At 70.2% G+C, this 20,867-nt stretch carries 22 protein-coding genes; 10 read left to right on the top strand and 12 right to left on the bottom strand.

From position 1 onward, the window contains the following. Positions 1–116: 116 nt before the first annotated feature. Positions 117–887 (top strand): lysophospholipid acyltransferase family protein, encoded by a 771-nt coding sequence (locus ACWDOP_RS19905; protein ID WP_454200985.1) that lies wholly within the window; start codon positions 117–119, stop codon positions 885–887. A 126-nt stretch (positions 888–1,013) separates the two neighbouring features. On the opposite strand, the gene ACWDOP_RS19900 is transcribed toward ACWDOP_RS19905, so the two are convergent. Then, positions 1,014–1,346: a GNAT family N-acetyltransferase gene (locus ACWDOP_RS19900; RefSeq protein WP_456346274.1), complete on the bottom strand. Its 333-nt coding sequence runs from the start codon at positions 1,344–1,346 to the stop codon at positions 1,014–1,016. Between the two features lie 106 nt (positions 1,347–1,452). On the opposite strand from ACWDOP_RS19900, the gene ACWDOP_RS19895 reads away from it, so the two are divergent. Then, the gene (locus ACWDOP_RS19895) at positions 1,453–2,589 is read left to right on the top strand and encodes a glycerate kinase (RefSeq protein ID WP_456346273.1); all 1,137 of its coding nucleotides are present in this window, start codon (positions 1,453–1,455) and stop codon (positions 2,587–2,589) included. Positions 2,590–2,652: 63 nt separating this feature from the next. On the opposite strand, the gene ACWDOP_RS19890 is transcribed toward ACWDOP_RS19895, so the two are convergent. Continuing rightward, positions 2,653–3,009 (bottom strand): winged helix-turn-helix transcriptional regulator, encoded by a 357-nt coding sequence (locus tag ACWDOP_RS19890; protein ID WP_454200988.1) that lies wholly within the window; start codon positions 3,007–3,009, stop codon positions 2,653–2,655. A gap of 138 nt (positions 3,010–3,147) precedes the next feature. Between ACWDOP_RS19890 and ACWDOP_RS19885 the strand changes: the two genes are divergently transcribed. Continuing rightward, positions 3,148–4,023, top strand: a complete 876-nt coding sequence (locus ACWDOP_RS19885) for an NAD(P)-dependent oxidoreductase (protein ID WP_454200989.1) — start codon at positions 3,148–3,150, stop codon at positions 4,021–4,023. 146 nt (positions 4,024–4,169) lie between these two features. On the opposite strand, the gene ACWDOP_RS19880 is transcribed toward ACWDOP_RS19885, so the two are convergent. From ACWDOP_RS19880 to ACWDOP_RS19860, 5 genes are all read right to left on the bottom strand, one after another. Next, positions 4,170–4,406 (bottom strand): helix-turn-helix transcriptional regulator, encoded by a 237-nt coding sequence (locus ACWDOP_RS19880; RefSeq protein ID WP_454200990.1) that lies wholly within the window; start codon positions 4,404–4,406, stop codon positions 4,170–4,172. Then, positions 4,396–5,247 (bottom strand): ABC transporter permease, encoded by an 852-nt coding sequence (locus ACWDOP_RS19875; protein WP_456346272.1) that lies wholly within the window; start codon positions 5,245–5,247, stop codon positions 4,396–4,398. Before ACWDOP_RS19875 ends, ACWDOP_RS19880 begins: the two co-directional genes overlap by 11 nt. Continuing rightward, positions 5,244–6,212 (bottom strand): ABC transporter ATP-binding protein, encoded by a 969-nt coding sequence (locus tag ACWDOP_RS19870; protein WP_456346271.1) that lies wholly within the window; start codon positions 6,210–6,212, stop codon positions 5,244–5,246. Before ACWDOP_RS19870 ends, ACWDOP_RS19875 begins: the two co-directional genes overlap by 4 nt. 120 nt (positions 6,213–6,332) lie before the next feature. Continuing rightward, on the bottom strand, positions 6,333–6,782 hold the full coding sequence (gene aroQ / locus ACWDOP_RS19865; RefSeq protein WP_454200993.1) for a type II 3-dehydroquinate dehydratase: 450 nt from the start codon (positions 6,780–6,782) through the stop codon (positions 6,333–6,335). A gap of 22 nt (positions 6,783–6,804) precedes the next feature. Further along, positions 6,805–7,401, bottom strand: a complete 597-nt coding sequence (locus tag ACWDOP_RS19860; protein ID WP_456346270.1) for a hypothetical protein — start codon at positions 7,399–7,401, stop codon at positions 6,805–6,807. Positions 7,402–7,740: 339 nt separating this feature from the next. Here ACWDOP_RS19860 and ACWDOP_RS19855 point away from each other — a divergent pair, with 339 nt between their 5' ends. Next, positions 7,741–9,420, top strand: coding sequence for an NTF2-like N-terminal transpeptidase domain-containing protein (locus ACWDOP_RS19855; protein WP_456346269.1), 1,680 nt, complete (start codon positions 7,741–7,743; stop codon positions 9,418–9,420). Between the two features lie 74 nt (positions 9,421–9,494). Here the strand turns inward: ACWDOP_RS19855 and ACWDOP_RS19850 are convergent, their stop codons facing one another. The 3 genes from ACWDOP_RS19850 to ACWDOP_RS19840 all read right to left on the bottom strand — a co-directional run bounded on the left by ACWDOP_RS19850 (position 9,495) and on the right by ACWDOP_RS19840 (position 12,615). Further along, positions 9,495–9,872 carry a DUF3054 domain-containing protein gene (locus ACWDOP_RS19850; protein WP_456346268.1) on the bottom strand — a complete coding sequence of 126 codons (378 nt, stop codon included), beginning with the start codon at positions 9,870–9,872 and terminating at the stop codon, positions 9,495–9,497. Between the two features lie 105 nt (positions 9,873–9,977). After that, a complete protein-coding gene (locus ACWDOP_RS19845) occupies positions 9,978–11,093 on the bottom strand; it encodes a lysylphosphatidylglycerol synthase transmembrane domain-containing protein (RefSeq protein WP_456346267.1) in 1,116 nt (371 codons plus the stop codon). 4 nt (positions 11,094–11,097) lie between these two features. After that, the gene (locus ACWDOP_RS19840) at positions 11,098–12,615 is read right to left on the bottom strand and encodes an adenylate/guanylate cyclase domain-containing protein (RefSeq protein ID WP_454201035.1); all 1,518 of its coding nucleotides are present in this window, start codon (positions 12,613–12,615) and stop codon (positions 11,098–11,100) included. Positions 12,616–13,046: 431 nt separating this feature from the next. On the opposite strand from ACWDOP_RS19840, the gene ACWDOP_RS19835 reads away from it, so the two are divergent. The 5 genes from ACWDOP_RS19835 to ACWDOP_RS19815 all read left to right on the top strand — a co-directional run bounded on the left by ACWDOP_RS19835 (position 13,047) and on the right by ACWDOP_RS19815 (position 17,833). Beyond that, positions 13,047–14,264 (top strand): AI-2E family transporter, encoded by a 1,218-nt coding sequence (locus tag ACWDOP_RS19835; protein ID WP_456346351.1) that lies wholly within the window; start codon positions 13,047–13,049, stop codon positions 14,262–14,264. Then, positions 14,239–15,429, top strand: coding sequence for a MacS family sensor histidine kinase (gene macS / locus ACWDOP_RS19830; protein ID WP_456346266.1), 1,191 nt, complete (start codon positions 14,239–14,241; stop codon positions 15,427–15,429). The genes ACWDOP_RS19835 and macS overlap by 26 nt, the downstream gene beginning before the upstream one ends. A gap of 43 nt (positions 15,430–15,472) precedes the next feature. Beyond that, the gene (locus ACWDOP_RS19825) at positions 15,473–16,135 is read left to right on the top strand and encodes a response regulator (protein ID WP_456346265.1); all 663 of its coding nucleotides are present in this window, start codon (positions 15,473–15,475) and stop codon (positions 16,133–16,135) included. 119 nt (positions 16,136–16,254) lie between these two features. Continuing rightward, positions 16,255–16,956 carry a DUF1707 SHOCT-like domain-containing protein gene (locus tag ACWDOP_RS19820; protein WP_456346350.1) on the top strand — a complete coding sequence of 234 codons (702 nt, stop codon included), beginning with the start codon at positions 16,255–16,257 and terminating at the stop codon, positions 16,954–16,956. Between the two features lie 58 nt (positions 16,957–17,014). Continuing rightward, positions 17,015–17,833 (top strand): alpha/beta fold hydrolase, encoded by an 819-nt coding sequence (locus ACWDOP_RS19815; RefSeq protein WP_456346264.1) that lies wholly within the window; start codon positions 17,015–17,017, stop codon positions 17,831–17,833. Here the strand turns inward: ACWDOP_RS19815 and ACWDOP_RS19810 are convergent. Then, positions 17,821–18,264 carry a PIN domain-containing protein gene (locus ACWDOP_RS19810; protein ID WP_456346263.1) on the bottom strand — a complete coding sequence of 148 codons (444 nt, stop codon included), beginning with the start codon at positions 18,262–18,264 and terminating at the stop codon, positions 17,821–17,823. The two genes, ACWDOP_RS19815 and ACWDOP_RS19810, sit on opposite strands and share 13 nt — an antisense overlap. Then, complete coding sequence (locus ACWDOP_RS19805) at positions 18,230–18,520, bottom strand: type II toxin-antitoxin system VapB family antitoxin (RefSeq protein ID WP_456346262.1); 291 nt, start codon at positions 18,518–18,520, stop codon at positions 18,230–18,232. Before ACWDOP_RS19805 ends, ACWDOP_RS19810 begins: the two co-directional genes overlap by 35 nt. Positions 18,521–18,575: 55 nt before the next feature. Between ACWDOP_RS19805 and ACWDOP_RS19800 the strand changes: the two genes are divergently transcribed. Beyond that, complete coding sequence (locus ACWDOP_RS19800) at positions 18,576–20,804, top strand: DUF2339 domain-containing protein (protein ID WP_456346261.1); 2,229 nt, start codon at positions 18,576–18,578, stop codon at positions 20,802–20,804. The last annotated feature ends 63 nt before the right edge of the window (positions 20,805–20,867 follow it).

Genomic DNA, 20,867 nt, shown 5'->3' with positions numbered 1-20,867 from the left:
CCACAATTGCGCCGGGTAATTTTCGGAACCGCGCAATTGCGTCATCGGCCGGGTACGGCGGGCCCGCGTTCGCACTCGCCCCGGCGCGATCGCGATCCGGTGGCTAGGGTGAGGCCATGGAACGGCCCGAGGTTGTCCTCGAGAACAGCGACGCGGTCTACGACTTCTATCGCGACCATCAGCAGAATCTGCTCCAGGCCAGGGGGGCCTACTGGATGCTGGGGCGGCGCTACCGCCCCCGCGTCTCCTACGCGGTGGGCGCGCGGGAGCGCTTGCGGGAATTGATCTCTCAGCGGCGCCCGCTGCTGATCGCCATCAACCACCTGTCCCAGCTGGACCCGTACACGGTGGCCGCGGCGGCCTGGCGCAGCGCGCTGCGGCCCGCCATCGGGCGGACCCGGGTCCTGGCCAAGGACGAATTGTTCGAAGAGCCCAAGCTGCGCGCGCGGATCGACATGATGGGCGGCATTCCGGTGTTCCGCGGCAAGGACCACGGTCTGCGCGCGGTGAACGCCGCCGGCCAGCGCATGATCGACATCTGCGCCGAGCGCCTGGCACGCGGGGACGGCGTCGCGGTCTTCCCCGAGGGGACCTGCAACAACGTGGACCCCACCCAGCTGCAGCCGGTGGGAACGGGTATCGGGCACATCGGATTCCGGGCCAAGCGGCTCGGCGCCGACCCGGTGCTGGTGAGCCTGGGCCTGAGTTACGGGCCGCGCCTGGACCCGAAGGTGGAGCCGACCAAGGAGGAGGCCAAGTCGGCCAGCTTCTACTTCGGCCTGCCCGTCGACGGCCTGCCCAGCAAGCCCGCCGAGATCACCCGCGTGGTGCGCGACGAACTCCAGTCCGCGCTGGACGGCGCGGTCAAGGCGTACTCGGCGCACTGAGGTCGTTGTCCGGGTCGCCGCTCGGCGCGGACCCGGCGCGGCCGCTGCGCGCCGGGTGATCGACGGGATCGGTTTCGGTGCGCGGCGGGCCGCCGGCGCGGGCGATTCGCCGCCGCCTGGTCGCCCTTACTGCTGGGGGAGGTTCAGTCGTTCGCGCGACCACTGCGGGACCAGCGCCAGGTATTCCGGCCGGGATTCGACGAAGTGGTGCACCATCGGGCACAGCGGCAGGATGCCGAAGCCCGCGGCCCGGGTCTGGTCGAGCGCGCCCTGCACGAGTTTGCGGCCGTAGCCCTGCCCCTCGAATTGGGGATAGATCTCGGTGTGCACGAACGCGCGCTCGTTGGCGGTGTCCTGATAGGCCGCCACCCCCGCCAGATAGCCGTCGACGTACAGCTCGAAACGATCGAGCTCGTCGTTCTTGCGGACCTCGATCGGCGCATTCGGCTCACTCGGCATATATCGAAAATAGCCCGAGGGTCTGCGGCTATTTGTCCGTTCCCGGGTTCCACACCCTCGGCGTGTCGCAGATACGGCGCGCCGTCGCGGTGCCGGATGCGCGGCGATGGACAACACTGTCCTGGTGACGCCCACCCGTGCCCGCCGGGTCCTGCTCGCCCCGGACAAGTTCAAGGGTTCGCTGACCGCCGCCGAGGTGGCGACGGCCCTCGACCTGGGGTTCCGCCGCTCCCACGGGGGTTTCGAGGTCACCCGGCTGCCGATCGCCGACGGCGGTGACGGGACGGTCGACGCCTTCCTGGCCGCGGGCTGGGACCGGATCGCCGTGACCGCGCCCGGCCCGACCGGCGTCCCGGGCGAGACCGCCTACGCCCGGCGCGGGGACACCGCGGTCCTCGAACTCGCCGCCGTGGTCGGCCTCGCGAAACTGCCCGGCGCACAACCGGATCCGCTGCACGCGGATACCCACGGCCTGGGCGTGGTCGTCGCGCACGCGCTCGACGCCGGGGTGCGGAACATCGTGCTCGGCCTGGGCGGCAGCGCCTCCACCGACGGCGGGGCCGGCCTGCTGCGGGCCCTGGGTCTGCGCGTACTCGACGCCGACGGCGCCGAATTGCCGCCCGGCGGAGCGGCTCTCGCCCGCGCCGCGCGCGTCGACCGCACCGGCCTGCACGCCGCGCTCGCCGGCGCCCGGTTCACCCTCGCCACCGACGTGGACAATCCGCTGCTCGGCCCGCACGGCGCGGTGGCGGTCTACGCGCCCCAGAAGGGCGCGACCCCCGCCGATCAGGCGATTCTCGAAGCGGGACTGACCCGCTGGGCCGCCCTGCTCGGCCCGGAGCGGGCCGGCGAGCCCGGCGCGGGCGCGGCCGGCGGCACCGGCTTCGCGGCCCTGACGGTCCTGAACGCGATCCCGCGCCCGGGCATCGAGGTGATCCTGGAACTGGTGGATTTCCCCGCCGCCCTGGCGACCGCCGACCTGGTCGTCACCGGTGAGGGATCGTTCGACGAGCAGACACTGCACGGCAAGGCCCCCATGGGGGTGGCCGCCGCGGCCCACCGCGCCGGTGTTCCGGTCGTCGCCATAGCGGGCCGAATCCTGCTGAGCCCCGGGCAGATACGCGCCGCCGGTTTCGACGCCGCCTATGCGCTGTCGGAACTGGAACCGGACCCGCGCGTCTGTATGGCCGAGGCCGCCGACCTGGTACGGCGGACCGGGGCCCGCATAGCGGCCCGGCTGTGATCACACTGCGGCGCGGCCGCGTGCGTCCGGGAAACCGTTGTGCCCGAACCTGTTCGGCGGCGGCTAGCCCGCGACGCTGAGGGGGCGGCCCAGGATCCGGCCGCGATTGCGATCGCCCCACTCCTCCAGGGGACGCAGGGCCACGTTGAGGTCGTGGCCGAGCTCGGTCAGCGAATACTCCACGCGCGGTGGGATCTCCGGGTAGATCTCGCGGTGCACCACGCCGCTGGCCTCGAGCTGGCGCAGATTCTCGGCGAGCACCTTCTCGCTCACGCCCGACAGCAGGCGGCGCAGCTCGCCGAAGCGCTGCGGGCCCGCGCCCAGGGCCCACATCAGATGCATCTTCCACTTGCCGCCGACCACGTCGATGGCCACGGACATGCCGCAGATGTCGTGATCCGCGTCACCGTCGTTGTTCATGGCGGGGCTCCTGACCGTATTTCGAACCTGCAGGTAAGCAACCACACCCCGACGTGCGGTCTTCCCGAGCTTACCGATCAGGGCCAGTATCGATTTCGGCGCCGATACCAACACAGCGACGAACGAACAGGACACACCATGTCTGAGCAGCGTAATTCCGTTTCCGTCATCGGCCTGGGCCCCATGGGACAGGCGATGGTGCAGGCCTTCCTCAAGGCCGGGGTCGAGGTGACCGTGTGGAACCGCAGCACCGCGAAGGTCGATGCCATGGTGGCGCTGGGCGCCAAGGCGGCGGCCACCGTCGCCGAGGCCCTGGACGCCAACGAGGTGTCGGTGCTGAGCCTGACGCACTACGCCGCCATGTACGACGTCCTCGGCCAGGCCGTGGACCACCTGCCCGGCAAGGTGATCGCCAACCTCTCCTCCGATTCCCCGGAGCACGCCCGCAAGGGCGCGGAGTGGGTGCGATCGCACGGCGCGCAGTTCATCTCGGGCGGCGTCATGTCGGCGGGCGACAACATCGAACATCCGGCCTCGTACATCTTCTACAGCGGCCCCCGCGAGGTGTTCGACGCGCACGCCGAGCTGCTGCGCCCGCTGAGCCCGCAGGAGTACCTCGGCACGGATGACGGTCTGGCACAGGTCTTCTACCAGGGCCTGCTCACCACCTTCCACCCGTGGCTGCTGGCCTTCGACCAGGCCACGGCCATGATCAAGCGGTCCGGGCACTCGGTGGCCCAGTTCGTGCCCTTCGCGATCCGTTCGAGCGAGGCGTACCCGTACTTCATGGAGGAGTTCTCGGTCGCCAACGAGAACGGCGGCTGGGCCGACGTGGCCAGCCTGAAGATGATGGACGCGGGCGCACAGCACATCATCGAGGCCAGCGAAGAGGTCGGCGTCGACGCCACCCTCTCGCGCACCTCGCAGGAGTACTGGCGCAAGGCCATCGCCGCCAGTGCCGATGCGGGACGCGCGGTCTCGACCTTCGAACTCATGCAGGGGGCGAAGAAGTAACCGGCACCGGACACCTCGGCCGGACGCGGCCGCGTCCCGCGTGACGAACACCTATGGCCCCGCCGCACCGGAAGGTGCGGCGGGGCAAGGTCGTTCGGTCACCGGATGCCGTGCCGCCGGCCCCGCGCCGCTACGGGCGCGGCGCGCTACGCGGTGTCCGAGCCGAGGCGCGGGAACGGCGCGGTCGAGAAGACCACCTCCACCGGCACCTCGAAGTACTGGGAAACCCGCAGCGCCAGATGCAGACTCGGGCTGTACTCACCGCGTTCGAGATAGCCGATCGTCTGATAGTGCACGCCCAGCGCCGCCGCCAGCTCGCGGCGGGACACCCCGCGCTCGGCCCGCAGCATGGCGATCCGGTTGAAGATGACCTCAGTAGCCACGCTGAATGGCCTTCTCCCGCCGGGCCGCCACACTCGACCCCGACTCGCGGCGGGCCATGCGGCGCAACAGGATCGGCGCGAGCACCAGCCCGGCCACCGCCCACAGGCCCAGTACCGCCGCGGTTTCCAGGGTGCGCCAGGACCCGCCGAGTTCCACCGCCGCCGCACTGTCCGGCAGCAGGGCCGAGCGCATGCCCAGGCCGAGCCAATAGATGGGGAACAGCTGCGCCACACCCTGCAACCAGCCGGGCATGGCGGTGATCGGATAGAAGATGCCGGAGATCGCCACGAGACCCATGATGGGGAACGCCATGAAGCCGATGCTGCGCGGGCTGTCGAACAGCGATCCCAGCGCCGCTCCCATCGGCAGCACCGCGAGCAGACCCAGGGCCAGCACCCAGAGCAGGGTGAACAGCGACCCGGCGCCGTCCAGGTGCACGCCCCCGACGATGATCGAGCCCACGCCCAGGATCACCGCCACCTGGATGAGCACCGACGCCGAGGACACCGCGATCTTGCCGACCAGATAGCCGACCATCCCGTTGGGAGTCGCCTTGGCGCGCAACAGCGTTCCGTCCTCGCGGTCCATCGCCAGGTAGCCCGCCATCGCGAACATGCCGTTGAAGGCGATCATCATGCCGACCACGCTGGGCAGCGCCAGCGCGCCCAGGGTCAGCCCGCTGGCCTCGAAAGCGCCGTCCCGCATGAAGAACAACGCGCCCAGCGTGAGGACCGGCCAGATGAACTGACCGAACAGATCCTGGCCGTTGGTGAAGGTCTGGCGCGTTTCGATCCACCCGCGCAACAGGCCCGCGCGCGCCGCGATCACGGTGGGGTTCATCGGATCACCTCCTCGAGGGTGTGCACGTCGTCGCCGGACTGCCGCCCGGACTCGAAGCGCTGCACCAGGGTCATGTACGTGTCCTCGAGCGAGGCGCGGCGCACCTCGAGCTCCTCGATCGCCGCGCCGTGCTCGCGGAACAGCTCGTGCACGAACGCGGTGGACTCGGTGGTGGTGTGCACGAAACGCTGCCCGTCCCGCGTCCATTTCACCTCCGCTTCACCGGCGATCCGGCGGGAGAGCTGATCGGCCGAACCGTCGGCGATGATCCGGCCGCCCGCCAGGATCAGGATGCGGTCGGCGAGCTTCTCCGCCTCGTCCAGATCGTGGGTGGTCAGCACGATGGTGGTCTGTTCGTCGTCGGCGAGCCGGTGCACCAGATCGTGGAATTCGCGGCGCGCCTGCGGATCGAAACCCGCGGTCGGCTCGTCCAGGAACAGCAGTTCGGGCCGCCCGACGATGCCGATCGCCACGTCCAGCCGGCGGCGCTGGCCGCCCGAGAGCGTCATGGCCTTGGCCTTCGCCTGCGCGGTGAGGCCGACCGCGGCGATGAGTTCGTCGACGTCCCAGGGCCGCCGGATGTCGCCGGTGGAATAGGGGCCGTAGAACAGTCCCAGGTACGAGAGCAGTTCGCGGACCCGCCATTTGCCGTGATCGCGCCACGACTGCAGCACCACCCCGACGCGCGCCCGCCACGCCTCGTCGCCGTGCGCCGGGTCGACGCCGAGCACGCTGACCTGCCCGGCCGAGCGCATGCGGAAGCCCTCGAGGATCTCGATGGTGGTGGTCTTGCCCGCGCCGTTCGGTCCCAGCAGTACCAGGACCTCGCCCGCGCGGGCCTGAAAAGTGACGTCCCGCAGCACATCCCGGTCGCCGTAACGCATACGCAGCTGGTTGACGTCGAGCACGATGCCGGCGCCACCCCCCGCGTCCCCGCCGTAAGCCATTGCATCCTCCGTAGTCATCTCATGATGCTATGTAGCATATCTACTACATTCTGAGGTGTACAAGCTATTTACTTCGAGGGTGCCCGGCGCACGAAAAAGGCCCGGCTCGTGATGAGCCGGGCCTCGGGAGCCGAAAGATCAGCGGGTGGCGAGGAATTCGACGGCGGCCGCGTACCCCCGGATACCCATGCCCGCGACGACCGCGGTGGCGATGGGGGAGACGTAGGAGTGATGCCGGAACTCCTCGCGCGCGTGCACATTGCTGATGTGCACCTCGACGATCGGCACCTCCGGAATCACCAGGGCGTCGCGCAGCGCCACCGAGGTGTGGGTGAGCCCGCCCGGGTTGATGACGATGCCCGACACCACCCCGCGCGCGGCGTGGATCCGGTCGATCAGCGCGCCTTCGTGATTGGACTGGAAGGCGTCGATCTCGCGACCGAACCGCTCGGCCGTGACCCGGCACAGCTCGACCACGTCGTCGAGCGTGTCGGCACCGTACACCTCGGGCTGTCGCGTGCCGAGCATGTTCAGATTCGGACCGTTGAGCACCAGGATCGGACCGGCGGATTGAGCCATGGCTCGCATCCTACGTCCGCGGACCGGGTGGCTAGAGTCCGCGCGGGCCTTCCGCGCGCAGGTCGTCGACCTGGCGCATGGCCGCGCGCAATTCCTCGAGCCACTCCTCGGCGTGCTTGCCCGCGAGTTTGACCGTCCACGCCAGCGCGTCCGACCGCGAGCGCGCCACGCCGGCGTCGACCAGGGTGTCCAGCACCTTGCGCTCGGGCTGGCGCAGGCGCGTCATGACCGGAACGGACAGGTGGGTGAACAGGATTCGCTCGCCGGCGATCGTCACGCCCCACGCCACGCTGCGGCGATAGCGGCCGTGCGCCTCCATGGCGATCTGCATGCGGGCGGGCCGGGTGGATTCCCGGAAGCGGGAGACGAGTCCCTCCCGGGTGGCCCTGGGGACCTCGGCGGGCGGTGCGTCCGGGTCCGCGGCGTCGGTGGGTTCGACTGCGGGGAGCGGCAACTCGCCGATGACGACGATCTCGTCGCGGTCGATCTCCAGGAGCGGAGGACCGGTGAACCACTCGACTGGCAACCTTCCGGCGAACCAATCCTTCGCGTCCAGGGCGTCGGGGAGGTCGGCCTGCTGCCAGCCCCCCGGTCGGCCGAGATCGCGTTCGCGCTGTCCGTTTCTCATCGCGGTCACTCTCGCTTACTGCCTGAAGTTGTAATGCTGATTACAACATTACGTTTCGCGGCGCCGATGCGATTGCGCTCTCGGAGAACGGTGTTCGAACGGTGTCCTGGAAGGTGCTCGCGCGGCCGCCATCAGTACGGACCGGACGGTTCAGGGGTGGTGGAACACGCCGGGGGCCGTAACCGACCGGTGATCATGTAACTGGTCCCGAACGACCGATATCGGCACTATGGTGGTGCTCAATAGGAGTACGCCTGGTGGAAAGGTGGCACCGCGAGCTTTCGGTACGCGGTACCGTGGTCCCTGTTGCTGATGTGGCAAGAGTGAAGAGTGGGCGATATGGATGTGTGGGGATCCCGCCGCTTCCGAGTACGTGGGGCAATCGTGCTCGCGGTGGCGGCCGGTGTCGCGATCGCGATGGGGTCATGTGCTGTTCGGGATCGGACGACCGGGGCCGAAGCGGTCGTCGAGCGGTTCAGCACGCTCCTCGACAAGAAGGACTATGACGGCGCCGCGCGCCTCACGTCCTACCCTAACGGTGCCTCGGCAACGTTGAAGCAAGTTTTCAGCGGACTCGAGTCGGGCACACCCGACTACGAGATGACCCAGTTCATCGGACTCGACGGGAACACCGGTCTTTTCAGCATGACCGGCGCCTGGAACTTCGGGGAGAAGAAGGACTGGAAGTTCGACCTGCAGGGCACCGTCCGCAAACTCAGTGTCGGCTGGCGCATCTCGTGGGACCCCGCCCTGGTGCTGCCGCAGCTCGACGCCAAGCGCAGCGTCCAACTCGTGCGCACCTACGCCGCGCCGTCCCCGCGCGTCAACGACATCGTCGGCGCGCCGCTCATGACCGAGCAGACCATCAACGTCATCAAGCTCGACCCTGCCAAGACCGGCGACCCGGTGGCCTCCTCCAACGCCCTGGCCGCCGCCATCGAACCCGTAGCGCCCCTGATCACCGGAGATTCGCTGCTGCAGCAGCTCTCGTCGTCGCAGGGCAAGCCCATCGTGGCGGTGAACCTGCGCGACGGCGACTTCGAGATCCTCGAGCCGCGCATGGCGCCCATCGCGGGCGTGGTCATGGAGAAGCAGCCCCGGCTCATCTCCGCCGACCGCCGGGTCTGGTCCCCGCTGCTGGACTCCCTGCGCAAGGTCTGGCAGGACAACCGCGACGAGCGGGCCGGCTGGGGCGTGCAGCTGTTCGAACCGGACGGCAAGTTCGTCACCCAGCTCGCCGGTGAACAGGGCCCGCCCGGACCGGACATCGCCGCCACCATGGACCAGCGGCTGCAGCGCGCCGCCGAGGACGCGGTGGTGAGTTACGGCGCCCCCGCCTCGATCGTGGCCATCCAGCCCTCCAGCGGCGCGGTGGTCGCGGCCGCGCAGAACAGCCAGGCCAGCGCGCACGGCTCGGTGGCCTTCACCGGCCTGTACCCGGTCGGCGGGCTGATCGAGGTGTTCAAGAACGTCGCCGCCGTCGCCAAGCAGAAGGCGCCGCAGGACGTTTCGGTCAGCGATGCCGCCGAGGCCGCGACCATGCTCGGGGTCGGCATCGACTTCAAGGTCGCCGGTCTCGACGAATCCACCGGCAGGCTGCCCTCGGGCAAGAACGGCGCGGAGACCGTCGGGCGCGGCAACGCCGCGGACTCGCTGCTGGCCAGCCCGTGGGGCATGGCCATCGCGGCGGCGGCCATCGCCAACGGCCAGGTGCCCAAGCCCATGATCACGATCGGCAACCCGGCCGCCACCGAGGTCGAGCTGCAACCGCTCGCGGGCGGCGTCACCGACCGGCTGCGCACCATGCTGCGGGACGCCACCGGCGCGCCCGAACTCGCCGGACTCGGCCGCTACCAGGGCATTCAGGCGTTCAGCGCGACCGCGGGGGCCAACGGCTGGCTCATCGCGACCATGGGCGATCTGGCCTTCGCGATCCATATCGACGACGTGGACAGCGCCGACGCCACCGGGCGGATGGCGGTGCGCCTGATGCAGGCGCTGTCGAGCCCGGACGACTAGCGCGGCGCGCCGGGGTCGATTCTGCGGCGCGCCTGGTCAGTTCGGCGTGTCGTGCCCGGCCCGGTGCGACCGGATCAGCGCAGCGCCCGGAGCGCGGCGCGCGGGCCGAGCAGCACCAGCGCCAGGAAGCAGGTCGCCACGATGACGAAGCTCAGCGCGGTGCCCTGACCGCTGACCGCGCGCAACGCCATGCCGCCCGCCAGCGTGCTGATCCAGATGACGACGCCGGCGGGCCACAGCGCCCCGCCGTCGAAACGCCGTGCCGCGGTGAGCCCCTCGCGGCCCGAGGCCAGCGCCACGGCGATCACCCAGCCCAGCAGCAATCCGGTGAGAAACGGCCACGCGGTCCGCGCCAGGCCGGTCAGTACCTCTTCGTCGTGGCTGCTGCGGCCGATCGCACAGAACACGATCACGAACACCACATCGACGACGAACGGCACCAATTTCTTCACGGGCCACAGGGTATCGGCACCGCACAGGCCGGTCGCGCAGGGACACTCGTGCCGCACGAGGGACATATCGTGCACCGCGCGGGGACACTCACGCCGGCGCCGGGCCTACTGTTCGGCGGCGGGTCGGTTCGGCGCGCCGGTGCGGCGCTGCTCGAACTCCTTCTCGTACTCGGCGTCGTCGATGTGCGGCTTGCGGTACAGGAACAGGAACACGATCCAGCCGACGATCGCCACCAGGATGAAGCTGACCAGGCGATACAGGAAGGCGGCGGCCACCGCCTGCGAGGCGGGCAGCGCCGCGGCGACGGTCAGCGAGTAGATGAGGGTGGCGTCCACGTAGACGATGCCGCCGGGCGCGAAGGGAATGGTGCCCACCGCTTTTCCGGCCGCGAACACCAGCATGAGGGCCGCCAGCTTGGGCTCCGCGCCGACCGCGTAGCAGGCCGCGCCCAGGCAGGCCACGTCCGCCATCCGGTGCACCACCGCCCACCAGGTGACCAGCGCGCCGTCCCGGCGGCCCAGATCCACCGACTCCAGCTGGCCGAGGATCTCGCTGATCTTCTCCGAACCCTCGGTGCTCGGCCGGTGCCGAATCCGGTTGATCAGGTGCAGCACCCGGTGCAGCAGCGATTCGATGGAACCCGGATGCTTGGACACGTAGTTGAATGCCCAGATCAGCACCGCCACCGCGCCCAGCGACACGATCACCTTCAGGGGACCGACGCGGTCGCCGACCAGCACCGCGCCGAACAGGCCGAGCAGGGTGAGTCCGGCGGTCGCGACCACGCCCGACATGACCAGCTGCCAGGACGCCACGATCGGGCTCGCGCCCCACCGCCGAATCTGTCTGTAGGTGAACGCGGTGGAGAAGACCTGGCCCGCGGGCAGGGTCAGCGCCATACCGGTGGAGCCGTAGACCACCGAGACCGATTTGCGCTGACTCACCTCGACGCCGCCCGCGTGCAGCAGCTGCTTCTGGATCCGGCCGTACCCGCTCATGGAGACCGCCTGCATGAAGATGCAGGCGGCGACCCAACCCCAATGGATTTCGGTGAGGTTCTTCCAAGAATCGGCTAGGCGCGGATAAAGATATGCGCCCTCGGAAATCAACAACGCCAGCAGCGCGGCCCCGACCACCCATTTGGCCCATCCGAACCTGCCGCGGCGCGAGTTCTCCGCGGGCGGCGCAGGTTCGCCGGCCAGCTCATCATGGGCCGTCACGGGGTCAGCCTAACGAACTGGTCGCCGCCTCGTCTGTACCCCTCAGGTCGCTACTCGAGCGCGGCCAGGCCAGCCGAGTTTTTCTGCGCCGTCCGCGGAGCTGGACTTCGTCGCCGGTTTCCCAATGCCGCTGTTCGTTCTCATCGGCGAAATACAGCGCGCTGCTCGAGGTCAGGACACGTTCGGGGCGGTCCTTGGCGAGCTCGGTGAGCCGCGACGCCTCGTTCACCGGATCGCCGATCACGGTGTACTCGAATCGATTTGCCCCACCGATATTGCCGGCGACCGCGAGCCCGGCCGACACGCCCATGCCGATATCCAATCCGGGCACCTCGCGCAGGGCTTCGCGCAGCTCACGGGCGGCGGCCAGGGCGGCGGTCGGCGCGTCCGGGCGATCCAGCGGCGCGCCGAAGATGGCGAGCGCGGCATCGCCCATGAATTTGTTGATGAGGCCGTGATGGCGGTCGATCACATCGACCACGACGCGGAAGAACTCATTGAGCAGACTGACCACTTCGGTCGGCGGGCGTTCGGCGGCGGTGGCCGTGGAACCGACCATATCGACGAACAACACCGCCACGAATCGGGTTTCACCACCGAGTTCGGTGCCGTACTCCAATGCGCGCCGCGCCACGTCCTCACCCACATGGCGGCCGAATAATTCCTGCAGTTCCCGGCGTTTGGCCGCCTCGCCCATCATTCGGTTGAAGCCAACCTGCAGCAGCCCGATTTCCGAACCGTCGAAAACTTCCACCTGCACATCCCGCGCGCCTTCCTGTACGCGATCGATGGCCTGGCTGAGCTGCCGAATCGGATCGGAAATACTCGACGCGGTGAGCATCGACAGCGCCAGCGCCTGCATGATCACCACGCCGCACAGCAGCAGAATCGACACCGCCAGCGACTGGGCGGAGAACTGCACGCGCGCGGAAATCTGCGTCACGCACAGCAGCACGATGGCGATCACCGGCGCGAACGTGCCCATGCCCCACGTCATGGCCATGCGGGTGCCGACGCCGGCGGTCAGCGTGTGGTCGAAGACGCCCGCGGTCAGCGCCTCGGCCGCGACCGGGCGCAGAATGCGTTCGCCCAGCATGTAGGTGAAGCCGAAAACGATGGTGGCGGCCATGCATTCGGTGACGATCACCGCCGCGGCCAGTTCCGGGGTGCGCACGATGATCAGCGAGGCCAGCACCGCGCCGCCCACCAGCCACAGCACCAGGTGCACGATGGCCTGTCGCAGCGGCGCGTGCAGCGCCGCCATCTGTTCCTGCCGGCTCGGCGGCCCGCCGCGCATCTGCCAGCGCATGACCGGGCGCAGCATGAGCGCCGACGCGGTCAGGCTCAGGAACCCGCCGACGGTGAAGACCAGCCCGGGCACCAGCAGCCCGGTCTGGCGGGTCGCGCTGGTCTCGCCCTCGGGCACCGGCAGGCCGTACTGGATGAACGCCCACACGAGCACGGCGCCGAAAGCGTTGGCGGCGAGCATCGATGCCAGATACAGCGGCCAGCGCGTACGCATCGTCTGTTTGACCGCTTCCAGCGGATCCCGGGCGGTCGTCATGTCGCCACCGTTCGTCGCCCGGCCGGCCGCGCGGATATCGCGGCTGAGCTTGCTTCGCGGGGCGTTGACACGAAGACCAATCTAGCGGCGGATCGGCCCGTCCGAATATTTGGCGCACGGCTGCGCGCCACCGGAGCTCGCGTGCGCGGGCGGGCGGTTGGGCGCGGGGCCGATTTCCCGGTTACCCCGAACACGCCCCCGCTACACCCGAAATCGGGTGTGACGTCGCGTGAGAGGGAAATGGCATGGGCGCGGCGGGCGATCGAGCGTGCGTTCGCACCAGCGCGGGACAATTCGGACACAGTAGGGTTCGGGGGGTGAGCGAGGCGCAAGCGGGGGACGGGCACGCCGATCAGCCGAAGTCGGCGCGCAAGAGCGATTCCGACGCGGTGCATCCGCTGGTGCGCGAAGCCGCCGAATGGAGTTGGCGGCTGCTGCTCATCCTGGCGGCCATCCTGACCGTCGCGTGGATGGCGCACCGGCTCTCGGCCGTCACCATTCCGCTGTCGATCGCGCTGCTGGGCGCGGCCCTGCTCTCGCCGCTGGTCGACTGGATCCAGCGTCTCGGCGTGCCGCGGTCGCTCGGGGTCTTCGTCGCGCTGACCGGATCCATCGGCCTGCTCGCGGGCATCATGACCTTCGTCGTCGAACAGTTCGTCGTCGGTGTGCCGCAGCTGTCCGACGAATTCAAGGACAGCGTCCACGAGATTCAGGACTGGCTGATCAACGGCCCGCTGCACATGAGCAACGAGCAGATTCGCAACGCGGGCGACACCATCGTCAAGACGATCGAATCGAACCAGGCCACGCTCACCAACGGCGCGCTCACCACCGCCACCGTGATCGGCGAGTTCTTCACGGGCGCGTTCCTGACGCTGTTCATCCTCATCTTCTTCATCTACGGCGGCGACCAGATCTGGGAATTCATGACCCGGGTCGTGCCGCGCGCCCAGCGCGATCGGGTGCGCACCGCCGGGCGGCTCGGCTTCGGCACCCTCACCGGATTCGTCCGGGCCACCGTGCTGGTGGCCGCGGTCGACGCCATCGGCATCGGCGCGGGCCTGGCGATCCTGCAGGTTCCGCTCGCGCTGCCGCTGGCCTCGCTGGTGTTCATCGGCGCGTTCATCCCGATCATCGGGTCGTTCATCGCCGGCTCGGTCGCCGTCTTCATCGCCCTGATGACCAAGGGGCTGGTCACCGCGCTCATCGTGCTCGGCATCACCGTCGCGGTCATGCAGCTGGAAGGGCATGTGCTGCAACCGCTGCTGATGGGCCGCGCGGTGCGCATCCACCCGCTGGCCGTGGTGCTCGCCATCGCCGCGGGCGTCGTGCTCGCGGGCATCGCGGGCGGTCTGCTCGCGGTGCCGTTCGTGGCCGTGCTCAACACCGCCATGCGCTCGCTGCTGGCCGACTCGCCCGACGAGCTGTACCAGGATCTGCACACCGGGGATCCGCACGAACGGATGTTCGCCGCCGAGCCCGACACGCCCGACCCGAATCGTTATCGACTGCCCGAACCCGGGGCGACGAGCGCGGCGCCCGCGGCCGGGCCGAGCGCGCCGGGGCCCGCCGCCGACCCGGATGCCGCCGGTGACACGCCCGGCTGAACCCGCCTCCAGGGACGCCGCCACCTCACCGCTGTGGCGGGCCGCGCAGGCGTTCCGGCTGGTCACGCTGATCTACGCGGTCGGCCAGCAGGCCGCGTCGGTGTCGAACTACACCAATCAGCGACTGAGCTGGGTGCTCATCGCGCTCATGGCGGTGTGGTCCGGCGTCTCGGCGGTCATGTTGTCGCAGTGGCGGATTCACAATCTGCGCCGGGTGCGCACCACCGTCGTCATCGGCGACCACCTGGTGGTCATCGCGCTGATCTTCGCCACCCGCCTGGTCTCGGACTTCGACTGGTACCACGGGCATCAGACCCTGCCCACCACGCTGTGGGCGGCCAACGCGGTCATGTCCTCGGCGATCCTGTGGGGACCGTTCGGCGGGGTCATGTCCGGACTGCTGATCGCCGCCGCCATCATCACCGCGCGCGAACAGTGGGAACTCGACATCTGGCGGGACGCGACCGCGCCGGTGCTGGTCTCGGTCGGGCTCGCGATCGGCTTGGCCGCCAACACCGCTCGCCGCGCCCAGGCCCAGCTCCAACGCGCGGTGCGGCTCACCGCCGCGGCCCAGGAACGCGAGCGACTGGCCCGCGAGGTGCACGACGGCGTACTGCAGGTCCTGAGCTACATCAAACGGCGCGGCACCGAAATCGGCGGTCCCACCGCGGAATTGGCGCAGCGCGCGGGGGAGCAGGAGGTGGCGCTGCGGGTGCTCATCTCCGAACAGGGCGAACGCTCCGACGCCGGCGGACCGGAGGTGGATCTGCGGCCGCTGCTGACGGCCCAGGCCACCCCGTCGGTGCTGGTCTCCACCCCCGGCGAACCGGTGCCGTTCGGGCGCTGGGAGGCGCGCGAGATCTCCGCGGCGGTGGCCGCCGCGCTCGCCAACGTGGTGCAGCACGCCGGGCCCGGCGCGAAAGCGTATGTGCTGCTGGAGGATACCGGCGACGAACTCATCATCAGCGTGCGCGACGACGGGCCGGGCATCGCGTCCGGTCGGCTCGCTGAAGCCGAAGGGCAAGGGCGCATGGGGGTTTCGCGCTCGATCGTGGGCCGCATCGCCGCCCTCGAGGGCACGGCGCACCTGCTGTTCGAGACCGCGGGCGCGCACGGCTCGGACGACGGCGCGGAATGGGAGTTCCGGGTGCCCCGGCGCCCCTGACCATCCGCGGCCGCGATCACTCACAATGGGACCGGAGGTGCACATGTCCGAACAAGCAGGGCCGATCACGGTCATGGTGGTCGACGACCATCCGATCTGGCGCGACGGCGTCGCCCGCGACCTCGCCGAGGCCGGATTCGAGGTGGTGGCCACCGCCGACGGCGTCGCGTCCGCCGCGCGGCGGGCCGCCGCGGTCCAGCCCGCCGTCGTCCTCATGGACATGCAACTGCCCGACGGCAACGGCGCGGACGCCACGGGTGAGGTGCTGCGCGTGTCCCCGCGCACCCACGTGCTGGTGCTCTCGGCCTCGGCCGAACGCGACGACGTCCTCGACGCCATCAAGGCCGGGGCCATCGGTTACCTGGTCAAGAGCGCCTCGGCCACCGAACTCACCGACGCCGTGCGGGCCACCGCCGCGGGGCAGGCCGTGTTCACCCCGGGCCTGGCCGGCCTCGTGCTCGGGGAATTCCGGCGCATCGCCAACAGCCCGGCCGACCGGGACGAACCGCACCGGCCCGCGCTCACCGACCGCGAGACCGAGGTGCTGCGCATGGTCGCCAAGGGCCTCTCGGCCCGGCAGATCGCGACCCGTCTGAGCCTGAGTCACCGGACCGTGGAGAACCACGTGCAATCCACGCTGCGCAAACTCCAGCTCGGCAACCGGGTGGAACTGACGCGATACGCGATCGAGCAGGGGCTGGAATAGCGGCCGCGGTATCCGGGCGTGGGGGCGGGATTCAGGGATTGCCCTGATGCGCGAACACCCCCGCGCTGGCTAGCCTCGAAGGCATGGGTGGCCCTGAATCCGGCATCGAGACGGGCGTGATCGGCGATCGCGACCTGCGCGTGGGGGATGCCGAACGCGAACACGTCGGAACGTTGCTGCAGCGCGCGGTGGGCCTGGGCATGCTGTCCCTCGGGGAATTCACCGAGCGCATGGACACCGCGCTGGCGGCCAAGACGCGCGGCGAGCTCAACGCCGTGCTGGTCGACCTGCCCGGTATCCGGCTGGCCGGGCAGCCCGGACAGGCGCCGCCGCACTACCCGAACGCGCGCGTCCACTCCGCGCCCCGGCCGTTCACCGGCGGGCGCGCGCAGTTCGCCACCGGATTCGCCACCGCCGCAGCGCAATTCGCCAACCCGCGGACGCCGGTGTCCGGCACCGTGATTCGGGCGCGCATGTCCGGCATCACCCGTAAGGGGCCCTGGCAGGTGCCGCCGGCGCTGACGGTGGAGAGCTTCATGGGCAGTGTCACCCTCGATTTCACCCAGGCCATCATGTCCACGCAGGTCGTGGAGATTCGGCTCACCGGGTACTTCAGCTCGATCGAACTCGTCGTGCCGGGCGAGGCGACCGTCGACGTGAACGGCGTCGACCTGGTCGGTTCCTCGGCCAACAACAAGGTGCGCACCGGGCCGCCCATGGGCCCGCTGCACCTGGTCGTGCTCGGTGACCTGCGCTTCGGCTCGATCACCGCCAAGCATCCCTTCGGCACGAACTGGAAGCGTTTCCTGAGCGGAGCCTGACGCCCGGGGCCCGAATGGGCTGCGGCGGCAGGCGGTTCCGGCGGGTATCCTCACGCGCATGGTCGAAGGCGGGGCGGCGGGCGCGATTCCGAAACCACTGGTGCGCACCGGCCGCGGCGAACCCCTGCTGCTGTTGCACGGGGTGCTGCTGACCTGGCAGTCCTGGATTCCGGTCATCGACGACCTGGCCGCCGATCACGACGTCCTGGCGCCCACCCTGCCCGGGCACTTCGGCGGTCCCGAACCCGAGCGGCCGGCCACCGTCGGCGCGCTCGCCGACTTCGCCGAGGCCCTGCTCGACGAAGTGGGCTGGCCCACAGCGCATATCGTCGGCAACTCGCTCGGCGGCTGGCTCGCCCTGGAACTGGCGGCGCGCGGCCGGGCCCGATCGGTCACCGCCATCGCACCCGCCGGGCTGTGGCGCACCCCGCAGGCCGCCGACGCCCTGCTGCGCAAGTTCCTGATCTTCGGCCCCGTGGTCGGCATCTCCACCGATCGCCCCGCCACCATGCCCACGATGCTCCGCAGCCTGCTGCTCCCGCTGCTGGCCCACCGCCCCGCCGCAGTACCCAACCAGCTCGCCAAGGCGATGGCCGCCGCCGTGACCCACTGCACGATAACAACGGATCTGACCCAGGATCCGTTGCTCCCCAAGGGTTTCACCACCCTATCGACCCTGGAGACCCCCACCACGATCCTGCTCCCCCAGCACGACCGGATCCTCCCCGCCCACCTCTACCCCGACCTCCCCACGACCCCGGCCCTAGACATCCGCCCCCTGACCGGCGTAGGCCACGTCCCGATGCTCGAGGCCCCCACCCGCGTGGTGGCCGAGGTCCGCGCGACCCTCACCCGCGCGGCGTCTCAGTCCGCCTGACCGGCCCCGACCACCCAGCGGGTCGGCTGCCCGGTGACTTTCGCGATCATGTCGAAATCGGCGTCGTAGTGCAGAACCGTGTGCCGGTTGCGCTCTGCGACCGCGGCGACCACGAGGTCGGGTAGCGAGACCGCGCGATGGTTGCCGCCTCGGATGAGTTGAATCTGAACTTCGTTCACCCGATCCCAGATCTCGTCCGAGGTGGGCAGCCAGTCGAAGCCTCGCAGCGTCTGCCGGACCTTCTCCAGCTCACCGGCACGGCGAACGCTGTACAGCACCTCGTACTCGACGGCACCGCAGATTGCGAGCAGTCCGCGGTTCGACAGATCATCGAGGACGGTCGCTACAACGGGTTGGTTCCACCGTGCCAGCGCCGATTTGTCTACCAGGTACGACTTACCGGCCATCGGCAGCGGGGACGTCGCCGGCACTCTCGGACATCCCGCCCGCTTTGACCCAGTTCGCGAAATCTTCGCGCTGGCGTCTGCGCACAACATCCGCCAGCGCGGCGTTCACAGTTGTCACCTTCTTGGAGGTGCCGAGGATTTCGGCTGCCTGAGCCAGCAGATCATCATCGACATCGAGTACGGTCCGCGACATGGTCACCTCCAAAAGATATCGTCTGTCCGACCAGATGATATCAAAATCGGACGGCTGTCCTGGGTAACCGAGGTAGGAATCGGTCATATCTCGCGGGTTTCTACTCATGTGAGAGAAGGCGCCGGTCGCGAGGCTTTAGGGCATGAACACCGCCATCGATCCCCGCTTGATCGCACGGCTGTCGACCGAATTCACCTCGCTCAGCGACCACATGAGCACGCTCGGCCGGGACCTCGAGGTCCTGCGCGGGCAGCTCGTCGCCGAGCGGAGCGGGCCGACCGCCCAGGGCGCCGCTGCGATGGGCGCGTTCCCGTCGCAGCCGCCGAATCCCGCCACACCGCCCGCCCCGATGCCCTCGGTGGCGGGCGGCGTCGTGCCGCCGCCCGGTGAGTGGGCGCGGCCCGTACCGGCCGACGCTACCGGTCCGGTGGACTCCGTACCGGCGACCGAAGCCGCATCTGCCGCAGCGGCGTTCGAGCGTCGAGCGTCGGAAACCTCTGCGGCCGAACCTGATCGGACCGGTGCTCCAACCACCGGTGCGCCCGGATGGCAGACCCCGCCGGCCGCGCCGGTACCGCCGGCCGGGGGACTGCTACCCCCACCGCCGTATCAGGGTGCGCCCGTGCCGCCGCGCTACGCGGGAGTTCCCTTGGCGCCCGGGCAGACCCGGGCCGGGTGGATGGGCGGGCCGCCGCCTCGGGTCGGACCGGCGGGGCAGCCGGTGTACGGGGCCATGCCGCCCGTCGCGCCACAGCGTCGCGCACAGCGGCCGGCGCGGACGCCGTGGTGGCAGCGGGAGGGGGTCGTCAGCCGGGTGCTCGCGGTGGCGGGCGTTGGCGTCACACTCATCGGCGTCGTGATGCTGCTGGTGCTGGCGGCGCAGGCCGGAATCTTCGGGCCGGTGCCGAGAGTCGTTGCCGGGGCGCTGTTCTCGGCGGCGCTGGTGGGTATAGCCGGGCGGGTGCACGGCCGGGCCGGCGGGCAGGTGGGGGCGGTCGCGCTGGCGGCCACGGGTATCGCCGGGGGATACCTGACCGTCGTCGCGGTGACCACCGTGTACGGGTGGCTGCATCCGATCATCGGCTACGGCGTCGCGCTGGGTATCGCGGCCGGTGGCGTGGCACTCGCGATGCGGTGGCGCGCACAGGCTCTGGCGGTGCTGGTGGTGCTGGGCGCCGCGCTGCTGTCGCCCGCCGTCGCCACCGGAATCGCGCTGCTGGTCTTCCTGATCGTGCTGCAGCTCGCCGCGGTTCCCGTACAGGTGGTGCGGGATTGGCCGTGGCTGCACCTCGTGCGCACCCTGCCCGCGGCGCTGGCCGTCTTCTTCGCCGTGGCCGCCGCCGCGCTGGGCGACGCCGCGCGCGGGCAGCGCTACGAGATCCTCGCCGCCGCCGTCGCGGTGGCCGTCATCGGCCTGGCCGGTGCGCTGGTCTCGGTGCGCGCACGCGCCGGTGACCTGACCGCGAGCCTGACCTTCGCCGCGGCCACCGTGCCGCTGCTGGCCGCGCCCGTCATGTTCGAGCGCCGCACCTCGGTACTCGTGTCCGCCGTCTTCGCGGCCGTGCTGCTGCTCGTCGCCGCCCTGCCGTGGATCTCGAAACTGTCCGAGCGCGTGCGTGTTCCGGGCCACCTCGCGGCGGTCGCGGCCGTGGCGGGCGCCTGCGCCCTGCTCGAGGCGTGCGTCGGGGCGACCCGGGTGCAGACGCTCCCGATCGCGCTCTTCCTCGCGGCCCTGGGCTTCCTCGCGGTGGCCGGGCAGCAGCGCTCGCGACTGACGACCGGTCTCGGCGCGGCCTTCGGGGTTGCCGGCACCCTGGTCTTCCTGGAGCGGGCCAACCCGTCCACCCTGGCCGAACAGGCCGAAGCCGAACGGTACCTGGGCATCTCGACCGCCCTGGCCGCCGTCGCCGCGCTCGCCGTCCTCGCCACCGCGTTCTGGTGCGCCCGCAGGCTCGGCCTCGCCGCCACCGAGAGCGACGCCAGCGCGCTCGGCGTGGTGGGCGGCATCGCGGCCCTGTACGCGGTGACCGCGCTGACCGTCTCGATCGGCATCGCCACCGGCAGCCCCGACGGCTTCCGCGCCGGGCACGGCATCGCCACCGTCATCTGGATGGCGGCCGCCACCACCGCGCTGCTCTACGGTCTGCGCCGGCTCACCCGCACCCCGCAGGCGGCCAAGGTGGCGCTCGCGGCCGGTCTGCTGGTCACCGCCGCCTCGCTGGCCAAGCTGTTCCTGTTCGACCTGGCCACCCTGGACGGCCTGGTCCGCGCGGGCGCGTTCCTGGTGGTCGGCGTGCTCCTGCTGCTGGCGGGCACGCGCTACGCCCGGGCGTTCGCCGAATCGACGCAGGCGGGCCCGACCACACCGTGATCCGGAGCGTGATCCGAACGACGAAGCCCGGCCGTGCGATACGGCCGGGCTTCGTTGTGTTCC

The sequence above is a fragment of the Nocardia sp. NPDC003693 genome, from assembly GCF_053981095.1.
The sequence above is the reverse complement of the archived record's forward strand: the minus strand, read 5'-3'. Positions and strand labels throughout refer to the sequence as shown.

Excerpts from the sequence above, each read along its gene's own strand:
- ACWDOP_RS19875 (WP_456346272.1), bottom strand. The coding sequence starts at position 5,247 with ATGAACCCCACCGTGATCGCGGCGCGCGCGGGCCTGTTGCGCGGGTGG.
- macS (WP_456346266.1), top strand. The coding sequence starts at position 14,239 with ATGCCGCCGGTGACACGCCCGGCTGAACCCGCCTCCAGGGACGCCGCC.
- ACWDOP_RS19890 (WP_454200988.1), bottom strand. The coding sequence starts at position 3,009 with ATGAACAACGACGGTGACGCGGATCACGACATCTGCGGCATGTCCGTG.
- ACWDOP_RS19840 (WP_454201035.1), bottom strand. The coding sequence starts at position 12,615 with ATGCGTACGCGCTGGCCGCTGTATCTGGCATCGATGCTCGCCGCCAAC.
- ACWDOP_RS19900 (WP_456346274.1), bottom strand. The coding sequence starts at position 1,346 with ATGCCGAGTGAGCCGAATGCGCCGATCGAGGTCCGCAAGAACGACGAG.
- ACWDOP_RS19855 (WP_456346269.1), top strand. The coding sequence starts at position 7,741 with ATGGATGTGTGGGGATCCCGCCGCTTCCGAGTACGTGGGGCAATCGTG.
- ACWDOP_RS19895 (WP_456346273.1), top strand. The coding sequence starts at position 1,453 with ATGGACAACACTGTCCTGGTGACGCCCACCCGTGCCCGCCGGGTCCTG.
- ACWDOP_RS19870 (WP_456346271.1), bottom strand. The coding sequence starts at position 6,212 with ATGACTACGGAGGATGCAATGGCTTACGGCGGGGACGCGGGGGGTGGC.
- aroQ (WP_454200993.1), bottom strand. The coding sequence starts at position 6,782 with ATGCGAGCCATGGCTCAATCCGCCGGTCCGATCCTGGTGCTCAACGGT.
- ACWDOP_RS19815 (WP_456346264.1), top strand. The coding sequence starts at position 17,015 with ATGGTCGAAGGCGGGGCGGCGGGCGCGATTCCGAAACCACTGGTGCGC.
- ACWDOP_RS19885 (WP_454200989.1), top strand. The coding sequence starts at position 3,148 with ATGTCTGAGCAGCGTAATTCCGTTTCCGTCATCGGCCTGGGCCCCATG.
- ACWDOP_RS19800 (WP_456346261.1), top strand. The coding sequence starts at position 18,576 with ATGAACACCGCCATCGATCCCCGCTTGATCGCACGGCTGTCGACCGAA.
- ACWDOP_RS19905 (WP_454200985.1), top strand. The coding sequence starts at position 117 with ATGGAACGGCCCGAGGTTGTCCTCGAGAACAGCGACGCGGTCTACGAC.
- ACWDOP_RS19825 (WP_456346265.1), top strand. The coding sequence starts at position 15,473 with ATGTCCGAACAAGCAGGGCCGATCACGGTCATGGTGGTCGACGACCAT.
- ACWDOP_RS19805 (WP_456346262.1), bottom strand. The coding sequence starts at position 18,520 with ATGACCGATTCCTACCTCGGTTACCCAGGACAGCCGTCCGATTTTGAT.
- ACWDOP_RS19860 (WP_456346270.1), bottom strand. The coding sequence starts at position 7,401 with ATGAGAAACGGACAGCGCGAACGCGATCTCGGCCGACCGGGGGGCTGG.